The sequence below is a fragment of the Tamlana crocina genome (assembly GCA_040429635.1).
Lineage (GTDB): Bacteria > Bacteroidota > Bacteroidia > Flavobacteriales > Flavobacteriaceae > Flavisericum > Flavisericum crocinum.
The window spans coordinates 1,119,870-1,133,222 of record CP158972.1 but is presented as its reverse complement, the minus strand read 5'-3'; the positions used below and the strand labels follow the sequence as shown (position 1 = coordinate 1,133,222).

The following is a 13,353-nucleotide window of genomic DNA, read 5'->3' as shown; positions in this document are numbered from 1 at the left end:
GAGCCTGTGGCGTCTTGTTTACCGCTTGCTTGGGTAAAACCGACTTTGCTTTAGACTTTAATTGTCCCATAATATTTTCATTTAAAAGAACCTACTAAAGGTAATGAGAAATTAAATTCATCGCTCTTTTATTGTGAAATATTTAACCAAAACTAAAAAAAGCCCAAACTCGAGCGGTTTGGGCTTTTCTAATTATTCAATACTTTTTATTCTTTTTCAGGTTTATGGTCATCTACAACCTCTACATCGCGGTAACGGCAGCATGGATGAACACTTGCATAGGCCTCGTCAGTAGCCTTTAAATCCTTTAAATCGTGCCCTACGGCCAGAATATTTTTCTTAATGCTGTCTAAACTAATTTTGCGCTCGTCATAAAACAGTTTCAGTTCGTGGGTCTTCACATCCCAATTGGCACTTTTTACACCTTTGGTGCCGTAACAAGCCTTTTCAATTCTAGATTTGCACATTAAGCATACGCCGTCTACCTCAAGCTTAGCCTGTGCGTTTTTATTTTGGGCAAATACTGTTGTTCCTAAAACTAATAATGCAATGGTTATTATATTTTTCATTTTTATGGTATTTATGTTGTCTATACTAAGTAAATTAATGATTTTCTGTGTCAATCTTTTGAAAAATCAATCTTTAATTTTTAAGATCACCAAACTTCGACTCCGCTCGGTGCAAGCTTCTATTAATGACAGTTAATTGTTTATTTTTTGTTCTATTAATGAGATTCCCTCCTTCGAGGCAATTCAAATTCTAAACCGTAACCCAGCGTAATACATGCTTCCAAAAATTGGGCCGTACACAAAGGTCGTATCAAAATTTGAACCAAAAGGGTCGTCGGCTCCAATAATAGGATTGGGTTGCCTCACATTTGTGATATTTTCGCCCCCTAAATAAACTTCAAACTTTGGAGAAAACACTCGAGTTACCTGTGCATTTAGTGTGGTTACCGTTGGTGTACGTTCTGGTATTTGATACTGAGCAGGACTCGACTCTGTAGACGAAAACCGCTGCGAACCCAACCAATTAAAAGTAGCATCAAATTTCCATTGGCTATTGTTTTTTATTTCTGTTTCATATCCGGCATTAGCAAAAATACGATGTTTGGGCACTAAGGGTTTTTCCAAATTTCCACTGTTGTAATCTGTTTTTACATTGTAAAGCTTATAGGCTGTCCGTAAATCAAAACGTTCAAAAACATTGTAATTCACTTCTACCTGAAAACTGTTGGCGTAACTTTTCCCGTCCAGATTATAAAAGTTGACCTCTTGCGGATTTTCAAAATCAACCACCACTTGGTTTTCAAAATCGGTTCGGTAATAATCAAAAGTAATATCGGCTTTTCTCCCGAAGAGATTGAAACCCTGCAGGTAAGAAAGTCCGTAATTCCATGCAATTTCGGGGTCTAACCCATAAATACTTCCGTTGCTATTTAAAATATTAATAGCCCTTGAGGTTGAAAATATATTTTGATTTTCGGCAAAAATATTGGCGCTGCGCTTGCCTCTTCCGAAAGAAGCCCGAAAAGCCGATTTCTCCCAAGGTGTGTATCGTGCATGGAATCGAGGCGTAACGAATGTGCCGAGCAAATTATGATTATCCACACGGATTCCCGCTGTTAAGTTCAGTTTTTCCAAATTATCGTAATTGTACTCAAAAAATGCACCAACCGATCGTTCGGTACGTTCGTAATCCGAACCCAAATTGGGCACATTGAGCAGCTCGTCGTAATGATCGTATGTATAGCTAATTCCGGTTTTTATTTTGTGTCGGGAATCGCTAATAATAGAGTTATAAACCGCATTGGCATACAAACTGTTATGCTCAATCTCGTACTGATTCAAGCCAAAATACGACTCTTGTTTATGGCCACTAAAAGCGGTTTGTACACCAATACTTTGCCACGGCACTTCTGGATTAACATAACCGAATTTAGCCGATATTTCGTAACGTCTTGTATCGATCTCGCTGCCCCACACTTCGTCTCCACGCAGTACAGCCTCATTTCTGGTAACCCTATCGGTGTCTGGGTTAAAATTCAATTGCCCCGTTTGTTTTTCATCATTTAAGAATTTCAAATTGATGAAACTTACAAAACCTTTTTCGGTATCGGTGTACTGCCAACGGTTCATTACATTTATTTGATTGTACAGTGGCATATCTAAAAACCCGTCATCGTTTACATCATGCTTTTGGTTATGGGTGTTGCCGTGCAAATACAAACCGGTATGCCATTTATCACTAACTTGAGTGTTTAAATGTGTATTAAGCTCCAGTCTCTCACTCGATGCTCCATATAAATTAACAAACAATTTATCATCGGTTGATGGTTTCACCAACTCGGCATTAATTTGCCCAGCGATACTCTCGAAACCGTTTACCACACTACCAGCACCTTTGGTAATCTGAATACTTTCCACCCAAGTTCCGGGGATAAAACTGAGCCCAAAAGCCTGAGACGCCCCACGAACAGTCGGGATGTTTTCCGTGGCGATTAAAATATACGGACTGGTAAGCCCCAACATTTTTATTTGTCGAGTTCCGGTAACGGCATCGGCAAAATTAACGTCGATGGACGGGTTGGTTTCAAAACTTTCCGATAGGTTACAACACGCCGCTTTGAGCAACTCGTCACTACTTACCGTAAAAGTATTGGTTGCCTTTAGGTACGATTTGGCCGTGGCCTGTTTTCTGGAAGTTACGGTAACTTCATCCAAATTATCGGTTGGCTGCAACCAATGGTGTACCATTTTAGGTTCGTTAATGGTTAACGTATCGGTTTTAAACCCCACATAACTCACCACAAGTTTTTTGTACTCGGTTTTGTATGGAATGGTAAAATTGCCATCAATATCGGTAACCACACCCACTTCGGTTGTCAACCAATACACATTGGCACCGACTAAACCAATATGTTTGTTTTCGGGGTTAGCTTCCATAATCATTCCGGTAATTTTTTCTTGGGAAAACATCACCGTTGGAAGCATTAATAATATATACAAAAGATTTTTCATTATTTTAATTGTAGGTTTTAACAAGCATCACAATAGCCATTACGATCATAATACTGTTTTCAATAAAGGTCGCTTTGGTCATGGGAAGTTTTAGAGCTGTTCCTAAGCAGGCACACTGAATGGATTTTTTATCCAACAACGTTTTTGTAACGCCAATAGTGGTAATCCCCAAGATGACCAACGTAACAATTAATGCCACTGGAATTTCAATGCGCATTAAAAACATAAGCCCCAGGGCCACTTCAATAAATGGGTACGCCCACCCGTAGGCCGGAAGTGCTTTGGCCAATGGGTCGTACATTTTAAACGAATCTGGGAAACCCTTTAAATCTAACAATTTGAAAAAACTGAACACAATATAGAACAGCCCCATAAAATCGAGCATAAACTGTTCTACGTTCCACGGGGTGTAATTGAGCAAAATGGAGGCCACGGTAATGTAGCCAAAAATTAAAAATAGAGGGAACAATTGTTGCCAATCACTTTTTTGCACCTCTGCTTGCATTGAACTTGTACTTTGAAAAATATTTTTCTCGGATAGAGCATATTTTTCTGGTAATGCTTGCCGTAATGTTTCCGTGGGGATGTGTTGCGACATTTCTATCGAAACCTCCGCCCTGTCAACATTTGCTGAGGCTTCAACCACATTGGGCAATGCCTTTAAAGCTTTCTCAACAGAAGCTTTACAGCCGTTACAGGTCATACCCGTAACTGTATATGTATGTTTCATGATTTTTGAATTTGATTTTAATTTTTCTAATGGAGTGGATTCCCGTCTACACGGGAATGACAAAAAGGAAAATTATAAATCAAATGATGAAAACCTGATCCATTAACTGAATATCAGCAATCAAGTTTGGTGGGGAATAATCTTTATGCGGAATGGTTTGTTTGGGAAAGCTTTCAAAAAGCCCCAAATAAGCATAAGTGAACGTTTGTAAAAATAATTGTTGGTCGAAATCCAAATCTTCAAATGAAGAAAACTTGAGTTCGTCCTGACCTTTTATCACGTCAATTTCATCCTTACAGCATGTTTTTTTCTGAAGCATTTCAAAAGCCTCCATAGCGCATTTTTCCACATCGCTGAATATGGCCGCATCAACCAACACATCACCGCAATAGTGCTTTTCAACAGTAAAAGACACCGTTGAAAACAACAGCAGTAAAGCCATGGCTACTGAAAAAACTTTATTTAAACATTGCTTAAACACGCTACAAATTTACAAAAAACTAAAAGTAATATTAACGTTTTAGATTTTGATTAACATTTCAGCCCTTCAATTTGTGATAATAAAATGCGGGCAACAACAGTATTAAAATGATAGGCTGAATTAAAAACCTGCGGATATTAAAAAACAAATAATAATCTTCCTGCCGAGGGTTTACCACAAAATATAAATACACTAAAATAAGCACCACAAAAGCGAATGCGTAAATTATGGCCGAAAATTTCAAAATACCTTTGTCTTTAAAAAACAGATAAATTATGCCTAAAGAAATAACGGTGTTCAGTGCATAGCGCAGTGTGGTAAAGGCTATCAATTTGGCAACTTCGCGACGCGGGCTATCAACGTACAAATAATCATTATGAAAAAAATTGAGGTACGGATCGTAAAACAGGGCATCCTCAAAAAAACGAATTAAAATCAGCAACAAAAACAATAGGGCTAAGCTCATATATTTTATCAGCCTATCCATCTGTTCTGTTGATTTTTGAAAATCGGTTCACCCAAAAGATCCAAAGTAAAAACACCATACCGTAAATAATGCCGGGAAAAATAACAGTATGCAAAAGATCTTCGTATTCTGGGTAATGGTAAAGCCCCATGCTTAAAAGCGCAATGCGCAGGAGGTTTACCGAATAAATTAAAACGCTTCCCGAAAGGATGTAAAAAAATGTGGTTTTCCATTTTCCCGAAAACGCCACAATGAATGATAAAAACAAAATCATAACACTTAACGAATTACAACCTTCTACCACGCGCGCCAAATAGTTACCGTTTACCAGCAATTTTAAGCTAGGTTCGTTGGGGTGCGGTAAAACTTCAGTATTATAACCAAAAGCTTCCAACAAGGCTCCACTTTGTTTAGCCACCAAATGCGTTACGTAATCCGGATAGAATTTTGAGCCATCGGAAAATTGCAAATAAAATTTATACGCCACCGATAGCATACCGTAAACCAACAAAAATGTAAGGATGAATTTTATAACCGACTTGTATTTTACAAAAAGTGCTTTCAAAAAAAAAGATTTTTCCGAGTATCGAAATTACGTCTTTTTAAATATTTTTGCGCGATAATCGCCATTAAATTATTTGAGGGCCCACCTTTTAGAATTAAAAATTTCAACCAAACTTTTTAAAATGAATTTTGAACAACTAAAACCAGAAATAACCCAAATTACTTCGAACGATAACAAAACGGTTAACGACCGCCTTTTCGATATTTGCCAACTGCTCGAAAAGCACATCGATTATTATAATTGGGTGGGCTTTTATTTTAGAAATGGCGACAAAGAAGAGTTGAAATTAGGGCCGTATGTTGGCGCTCCAACCGACCATACCATCATCCCTTTCGGAAAAGGCATATGCGGACAAGTAGCCGTGAGCAACCAAAATTTTGTTGTGCCCGATGTCTCTGCACAGGACAATTACATTGCTTGCAGTATTACCGTTAAGGCCGAAATTGTGATTCCTATTTTTGTAAATGGCGAAAATATTGGCCAAATAGATATCGACTCCAACACTCCCGATCCTTTTACCGAGGCCGATGAACGCTTTTTGGAGTTTGTTTGTACTGAAGTCGCCAAGCTCCTTTAACCCTTTGATATTTTCAATTTCGAAATTTAAGGCACGGTCGTTTTTACATCACAAACCTGTTAACAACTTTAACCTTTCGTTAAAAAAACACGTCTTTTTCAATCGCTTACAGCTTGTAGTTTCTAAGGAAATAAGTACTTTTGCAAATATTTTAAAATTCAGGGATAACACCCCGAAAAAACAGCAAAATCAATTCATAATTATCAGCCATGAGCAACGAAAAAACCATTAAATCGGCATTAATTTCTGTATTCAGCAAAGACGGCCTAGAGCCCATAGTTAAAGAATTAGACAAACAAGGCGTTACCATTTATTCAACTGGTGGCACCGAAAAATTCATCAACGATTTAGGGGTTAGCGTTGTTCCTGTTGAAGACGTGACCTCCTACCCTTCCATTTTGGGCGGACGTGTAAAAACCTTACACCCAAAAGTATTTGGTGGTATTTTAAACCGTCAGGACCACGAAGGTGATGTTTCGGAACTGGCCGAATACGAGATTCCGCAAATTGATGTGGTTATCGTGGATTTATATCCGTTTGAAAAAACTGTTGCTTCTGGCGCCAGTAACCAAGATATTATTGAAAAAATCGACATAGGCGGGATTTCATTAATACGTGCCGCGGCTAAAAACTATGCCGACGTAATTTGTGTATCTTCGGTTGATGATTATGCCGAATTTTTAGAATTGATTTCTGCCAATAACGGCTCTATTTCCGAAGAAGACAGAAAACGTTTTGCTACAAAAGCGTTTAACGTGTCGTCGCACTACGACTCTGCTATTTTCAATTACTTCAACCAAAACAACGAAGAAACCGTATTGAAAATCAGTGAAAACAAAGGCAAAGTATTACGCTACGGAGAGAACCCACACCAAAAAGGCTTTTTCTTTGGCGATTTTGATGAATTGTTCACCAAATTGCACGGTAAGGAATTAAGCTACAATAACCTTTTGGATGTTGATGCTGCTGTAAATTTAATGTTGGAATTTAAAAACGATGCTCCAACTTTTGCTATTTTAAAACACAACAACGCTTGTGGTTTGGCACAACGCGACAACCTAAAACAGGCCTATTTAGATGCTTTAGCTGGCGACCCAGTTTCAGCTTTTGGTGGTGTTTTAATCAGTAATACAGCGATTGATTTGGCTACGGCCGAAGAAATCCACAAGTTGTTCTGCGAAGTGGTTATCGCTCCAGGTTTCGCACCTGAAGCTTTGGAATTATTACAAGGTAAAAAGAATAGAATCCTATTGAAAATCCACGATATTGAAATGCCTCAAACCAACGTTAGAAGTTGTTTGAATGGTGTTTTGGTACAAGACAGAAACAATATAACCGATAAAGCGGAAGATTTAAAAAACGTTACCAACCTTGAGCCTACTCAAGAGCAGATTGACGATTTGTTGTTCGCTTCAAAAATATGTAAGCACACCAAATCGAACACCATTGTTTTGGCTAAAAACAAACAATTGTGTGCCAGCGGAACCGGACAAACCAGTCGTGTTGATGCACTTCAGCAAGCCATCCACAAAGCCAATTCATTCGATTTTGAATTGGAAGGTGCGGTAATGGCCAGCGATGCCTTTTTTCCCTTCCCAGACTGTGTTGAAATTGCCAATAAAGCAGGTATTTCGGCAGTAATCCAACCGGGCGGTTCCATAAAAGACCAATTAAGCATCGATTACTGTAACGAAAACAACGTGGCCATGGTGATGACCGGAACGCGTCATTTCAAGCACTAAAAAAAATCAGATTTAAAAGGTTCAAAATGAAAATCAAATCATCCAAAAACGGATGAATAGCGTATAAGTACCGTATGCTTATTTTAAAATTTATTTTGAACCTTTTTAAAACTCATATATTTATTTACTTTTATTACTTTTACGAGATTCGTTTTTTAACCGTAAACAACTTTAAATAGCACATGGGATTTTTTGATTTCTTAACAGAAGAAATTGCAATAGATTTAGGTACTGCAAATACACTTATTATTCACAACGACAAGGTTGTAGTTGACGCCCCTTCGATAGTAGCTCGCGATAGAATTTCAGGAAAAATTATTGCCGTTGGGCAGCAAGCCAGCTTAATGCAGGGAAAAACCCATGAAAATATTAAAACCATCCGTCCGTTGAAAGACGGTGTAATTGCCGATTTTGATGCTTCTGAGCAGATGATCAGTATGTTCATCAAAAACATTCCGGCATTAAAAAAGAAGTTTTTCACCCCGGCATTGCGCATGGTCATTTGTATTCCATCGGGTATTACCGAAGTGGAAATGCGAGCTGTAAAAGAAAGTGCCGAGCGCGTTAACGGAAAAGAGGTGTACCTAATCCACGAACCCATGGCTGCCGCTATTGGTATTGGCGTTGATATTATGCAGCCCAAAGGAAACATGGTGGTAGATATAGGTGGTGGTACTACCGAAATTGCCGTAATTGCCCTAGGCGGTATTGTTTGCGATAAATCGGTTAAAATTGCAGGCGATGTGTTTACCAACGATATTGTTTACTACATGCGTACCCAGCACAACCTTTATGTGGGCGAACGTACGGCGGAAAAAATAAAAATACAAATTGGTGCGGCCACTGAAGATTTGGAATTGCCTCCGGAAGACATGAGCGTTCAAGGACGTGATTTATTAACCGGAAAACCAAAACAGGTCTCCATTTCGTACCGCGAAATTGCTAAGGCTTTGGATAAATCCATCCTTCGTATTGAAGATGCGGTTATGGAAACCCTTTCGCAAACACCTCCAGAATTGGCTGCCGATATTTACAACACAGGTATCTATTTGGCCGGTGGTGGCTCAATGTTACGTGGGTTGGACAAACGTTTATCGCAAAAAACCGATTTGCCCGTTTATATTGCTGAAGACCCATTGCGTGCCGTAGTAAGAGGCACCGGAATCACCCTTAAAAATTTACCAAAATACAAAAGCGTATTGATAAAGTAAGCGTAAAATAGGCAAGCCCCATGCAACAGATTATTAACTTTATAATAAGGAACAAAAACTTTTTGTTGTTCCTGTTGCTCTTTTGTATTTCGCTGTTATTCACCATTCAGTCGCATTCGTACCACAAAAGCAAGTTTATCAATTCGGCCAATTTTTTAACGGGTGGCGTTTACAATTCCATAAACGACATCAGCAGTTATTTCAATTTAAAATCGCAAAACGAAATTCTTTCAGAAGAAAACCGAAAGCTAAGGGCGTTGCTCCAAAACTATGGAATTGACAACGATTCTGTTTATATCGATAGCACCAAATTCAACCAAGCCTATCGTTTTTACACGGCCAATATCATAAAAAACAGTTATTCGCTTACTGATAATTACCTGACCATTAACAAGGGAAAAAAAGACAGTATTAAACAAGATTTTGGGGTGATTTCCTCAAAAGGCATTGTAGGTATCATAGACCGGACCAGCCGTGGATACGGTACGGTCATTTCTATTTTGAATACCACCAGCCGAATCAGCGCCCAATTAAAAAAAACCAACCATTTTGGCACCTTGAAGTGGAATGGCAAAAACCCGGCTTTGGTTCAGCTTATCGATATTCCAAAGATTGCTCCAGTGCAAAAAGGCGATACCATTACTACATCTGGGCGTTCGTCCATTTTCCCAAAAGGTGTGCCCATTGGTGTTGTGGAACAGTTTAATTTAGATGCTGCCGAAAACTTTTATGAAATAGACATCCACCTGTTTAACGACATGACCGATTTGGAACATGTTTATATTATTGAAAACGTTAACCGGGCAGAAATCAATAACCTTTTGAACAGCGACGAATAAATGAACAACATTTTTTCCATTCATACCGTCCGTTTTCTAACCTTGGTTATTGTTCAGGTTTTAATTCTGAACAATATTAATTTTATGGGCTATATCAACCCATATATTTATATCCTGTTCATTGCGCTTTTCCCGATAAAACACAACCGCATTATCGTGATGCTTTTAGGTTTTTTATTGGGGCTTATTATAGATTTGTTTATGGACACTGGCGGCATACACGCCGGGGCGTCGGTTTTTATAGCGTATTTGCGCCCCACGATTTTAAAAACCAGTTTTGGAACGGTTTACGAACACCAAAGTGTACGCTTCAGTAATATTGATTTTGGCTCGAAACTCACCTATTTTACTTTATTAACGGTATTGCACCATGTCGTGCTGTTTTCTTTGGAAATATTTAGCTTTTCGAAAATACTTTTAATCCTTCAAAAAACGTTATTATCAAGTATATTTACTATCTTATTAAGTGTGATAGTAACCATTATTTTCAGTAGGAAAACGAAATGAGACAATTTTTACTTTTTATTTCGGTTATTGCCGTCGGCCTCATGTTTATCTCAAGGCTTTTCTACTTGCAGATTTACAACACCAATACCCAGAGTTTGTATGACGACAATGCCATTAGAAAGGTGTTCGACCTCCCCAAACGCGGCTTTGTTTACGACCGTAACGGCGCACTGCTGGTATCGAACCAACCTTCGTACGATGTGATGGTGATTCCGAGGGAAGTAGAACCTTTGGACACTTTGGAGTTTTGCAGACTTTTAAAAATTGACAAAGAAGATTTCATTAAAAAATACAACAGAGCCTACCATTATTCCCCGAGATTGGAATCGGTTTTCGTTTCGCATTTATCGAAGGAAGACTACGCTGTGCTGCAAGAAAAAATGCGAAAGTTCAAGGGCTTTTACATCCAGAAGCGTTCGTTGCGACATTACGAAACCACTATCGGCGCCAACGTTTTGGGCGATATTGGTGAGGTGAACAACCGTATTATCCAAAACGATCCGTATTACCGTATGGGTGATCTCATAGGAAAACAAGGCGTTGAAGCCTCTTATGAAAACACGCTTCGCGGTGTAAAAGGCATCAAGTTTATCCAAAAAGACCGGTTCAACAGAAACATTGGTCCTTATAAAGATGGAAAATTCGACACCATCCCAGAACAAGGTAAAGACATCACTATAACCATTGATGCCGAATTGCAAGCCTATGGTGAATTGTTGATGAAGAATAAACGTGGTGGTGTAATTGCCATAGAACCTACTTCGGGCGAAATTTTGGCCATGGTAGCTGCACCAACCTACGACCCCAATATTTTGGTGGGGCGAAACCGTTCAAAAAACTTTACAAAACTCTATAACGATTCCATTGCAAAGCCACTTTTTAACCGAAGTCTGCAAGGGGTTTACGAGCCAGGTTCTCCGTTTAAACTGATGAACGCTTTAATCGGCCTACAGGAAAATGTGATTACCCCTAACGAAACCGTAACTTGCTACACAGGTTACCGCTACGGCAATCGCATTATGAAATGCCACTGTAGTTACGGCACACGCAACGATTTGGTGGGAGGCATCCAACGGTCATGCAATGCTTATTTTGCAACGACCTATCGAAAAATACTGGATAAAAACGGAAGCGCTTCCGAAGGTATTGATACATGGAGCCAACATGCCAAAAGTTTTGGCTTGGGCGAGTTTTTAAATAACGATTTGTACGTGGGACAAAAAGGACGAATTCCAGATCGCGATTATTACAAACACATTTACCCAAAAACATTTTACTCTACTTACACCATTTCAAATGCTATTGGGCAGGGCGAGGTTGCCACTACCCCCATTCAGTTGGCCAACATGACTGCTGCCATTGCCAACCGGGGCTATTATTATACGCCGCACATCATTAAAAATATTGAAAACGAAACCTTGCCCGAGCAGTTCACAAAACCAAAATATACCACTATCGACAAACAAAATTTTGAACCCGTTGTTGAAGGCATGCTCCAAGTTTATAAAAAAGGAACAGCGGCCTCTTTACAAGTAAAAGACATCGATATTTGTGGAAAAACGGGAACAGTTGAAAATTTTGCCATTATCGACAGCCTGAAAACACAGCTTACCGACCACTCTATTTTTGTGGCCTTCGCGCCAAAAGACAACCCGAAAATAGCCATTGCCGTTTTTGTTGAAAACGGGTATTGGGGAAGCCGTTTTGCGGGGAAAGTAGCCAGTTTAATGATTGAAAAACACATAAAAGGGTACATTACCCGTACCGATTTGGAAGAATGGTTATTACGCCACAGTTTGGAAAACGAATACGCCAAACCCTATTCGGGCGAACCGTTTAAAATTAATGGCTACACCACTTTGCAACTTGTAGAAGAGAAAGAATACCAGCGCTTAAAAGAAAAATTAAGCCAAATTAAAAAAACAGACAGTTAATGGTTAGAGACACTAACAGGCATTTTAAATTCGATTGGATTACCATTATTCTCTTTTTGCTTTTGGTGGGCTTTGGTTGGCTAAATATACTTTCGGCGTCGCATACCGGTACAACGGTTGATTATTTCGATTTTTCGCAGCCCTTCGGTAAACAACTGATGTTCATTTTTTTGAACTTTGTACTTATCGTTTTGCTTTTGGCTATTGACGCCAAGTTTTACGAACGGTTTTCCAGTATTATTTACCTCATTTCCATGCTATCGCTGGCGGGGCTTTTTATCTTCGGAAAAAACGTAAACGGTGCCACCTCGTGGTACGCCATTGGCGGCATGACCATCCAGCCCAGCGAGTTTGCCAAAACCGCTACTGCATTGGCCGTTGCCAAATACATAAGCGATTTAAACTTTAACATCAATTCGCTTAAATATCAAATCCAGTTATTTACCATCATCCTCATTCCCGCTGTTTTGGTACTTTTACAAAACGACACTGGAAGTACTATTGTTTATGGGGCATTCTTTTTTGTGCTTTACAGGGAAGGCTTGCCAAAATACTACCTTACGTTCGGCATCTCCGTTATTTTGATTTCCATTTTAGCATTGAAATTTGGCGCAATCATAACGTCAATTTTAGTGGTGGCATCCGTTGTGGCGTATCATTTTTTAAGCAAAAAGAAATTAAGAATTTACCAATCCATTTTAATTTCATTGGTTGCTATTGGCATTTCATTTGGGGTAAAATTCTTTTATCAGAGTATATTGAAACCCCACCAACAAGACCGTATTAGTCTGTGGTTGAATTTGGAAAAAGACCCCGATAAGTTGGAACGCATGAAACAAACCTTTGCATACAACCTAAACGAATCTGAAAAAGCGATAAGCTCTGGTGGGCTTGCAGGCAGGGGGTTTATGGAAGGCACACGTACCACCGGAAAATTTGTACCCGAGCAGCACACCGATTATATTTTCAGTACCGTTGGTGAAGAGTGGGGCTTTTTGGGCAGCAGCCTCGTGGTTATTGCCTTTGTGTTATTGATACTTCGTATTCTCCATTTGGCCGAATTGCAAAAATCACAATTTAGCAGGGTGTACGGTTATGGCGTGGCCTCCATTGTCTTTATCCACTTTTTTATCAATATCGGCATGGTAATGGGGCTTATCCCCACTATTGGCATTCCTTTGCCCATGTTCAGCTACGGCGGCTCGGGGCTTTGGGCTTTTACCATTTTAATCTTTATTTTTATTAAATTAGATTCCAATAAAATCAATGAGTGGTAGCTCG

At 39.2% G+C, this 13,353-nt stretch carries 13 protein-coding genes; 7 read left to right on the top strand and 6 right to left on the bottom strand.

Annotated elements, in window-relative coordinates:
- Positions 1 to 206: 206 nt before the first annotated feature.
- The 6 genes from ABI125_05075 to xrtF all read right to left on the bottom strand — a co-directional run bounded on the left by ABI125_05075 (position 207) and on the right by xrtF (position 5,262).
- Positions 207 to 569 (bottom strand): cation transporter, encoded by a 363-nt coding sequence (locus tag ABI125_05075; GenBank protein XCF07229.1) that lies wholly within the window; start codon positions 567 to 569, stop codon positions 207 to 209.
- 183 nt (positions 570 to 752) lie between these two features.
- Positions 753 to 3,020, bottom strand: a complete 2,268-nt coding sequence (locus tag ABI125_05070; GenBank protein ID XCF07228.1) for a TonB-dependent receptor — start codon at positions 3,018 to 3,020, stop codon at positions 753 to 755.
- Between the two features lie 4 nt (positions 3,021 to 3,024).
- Entirely contained in the window at positions 3,025 to 3,750 is a 726-nt protein-coding gene (locus ABI125_05065) for a MauE/DoxX family redox-associated membrane protein (protein ID XCF07227.1), read from the bottom strand.
- A gap of 79 nt (positions 3,751 to 3,829) precedes the next feature.
- Positions 3,830 to 4,192, bottom strand: a complete 363-nt coding sequence (locus ABI125_05060) for a hypothetical protein (protein ID XCF07226.1) — start codon at positions 4,190 to 4,192, stop codon at positions 3,830 to 3,832.
- A 97-nt stretch (positions 4,193 to 4,289) separates the two neighbouring features.
- Positions 4,290 to 4,697, bottom strand: coding sequence for an exosortase F system-associated protein (locus tag ABI125_05055; protein XCF07225.1), 408 nt, complete (start codon positions 4,695 to 4,697; stop codon positions 4,290 to 4,292).
- Positions 4,698 to 4,710: 13 nt separating this feature from the next.
- Positions 4,711 to 5,262, bottom strand: coding sequence for an exosortase family protein XrtF (gene xrtF / locus ABI125_05050; GenBank protein XCF07224.1), 552 nt, complete (start codon positions 5,260 to 5,262; stop codon positions 4,711 to 4,713).
- A gap of 121 nt (positions 5,263 to 5,383) precedes the next feature.
- Here xrtF and ABI125_05045 point away from each other — a divergent pair, with 121 nt between their 5' ends.
- From ABI125_05045 to rodA, 7 genes are all read left to right on the top strand, one after another.
- On the top strand, positions 5,384 to 5,839 hold the full coding sequence (locus ABI125_05045; GenBank protein ID XCF07223.1) for a GAF domain-containing protein: 456 nt from the start codon (positions 5,384 to 5,386) through the stop codon (positions 5,837 to 5,839).
- 209 nt (positions 5,840 to 6,048) lie between these two features.
- On the top strand, positions 6,049 to 7,581 hold the full coding sequence (gene purH / locus ABI125_05040; protein XCF07222.1) for a bifunctional phosphoribosylaminoimidazolecarboxamide formyltransferase/IMP cyclohydrolase: 1,533 nt from the start codon (positions 6,049 to 6,051) through the stop codon (positions 7,579 to 7,581).
- Between the two features lie 182 nt (positions 7,582 to 7,763).
- Positions 7,764 to 8,792 carry a rod shape-determining protein gene (locus ABI125_05035; GenBank protein XCF07221.1) on the top strand — a complete coding sequence of 343 codons (1,029 nt, stop codon included), beginning with the start codon at positions 7,764 to 7,766 and terminating at the stop codon, positions 8,790 to 8,792.
- Between the two features lie 20 nt (positions 8,793 to 8,812).
- The gene (gene mreC / locus ABI125_05030; protein XCF07220.1) at positions 8,813 to 9,631 is read left to right on the top strand and encodes a rod shape-determining protein MreC; all 819 of its coding nucleotides are present in this window, start codon (positions 8,813 to 8,815) and stop codon (positions 9,629 to 9,631) included.
- Complete coding sequence (locus ABI125_05025) at positions 9,632 to 10,138, top strand: rod shape-determining protein MreD (protein ID XCF07219.1); 507 nt, start codon at positions 9,632 to 9,634, stop codon at positions 10,136 to 10,138.
- A complete protein-coding gene (mrdA, locus tag ABI125_05020; protein XCF07218.1) occupies positions 10,135 to 12,072 on the top strand; it encodes a penicillin-binding protein 2 in 1,938 nt (645 codons plus the stop codon). The genes ABI125_05025 and mrdA overlap by 4 nt, the downstream gene beginning before the upstream one ends.
- Entirely contained in the window at positions 12,072 to 13,349 is a 1,278-nt protein-coding gene (gene rodA, locus ABI125_05015) for a rod shape-determining protein RodA (protein ID XCF07217.1), read from the top strand. The genes mrdA and rodA overlap by 1 nt, the downstream gene beginning before the upstream one ends.
- Positions 13,350 to 13,353 lie beyond the last annotated feature (4 nt).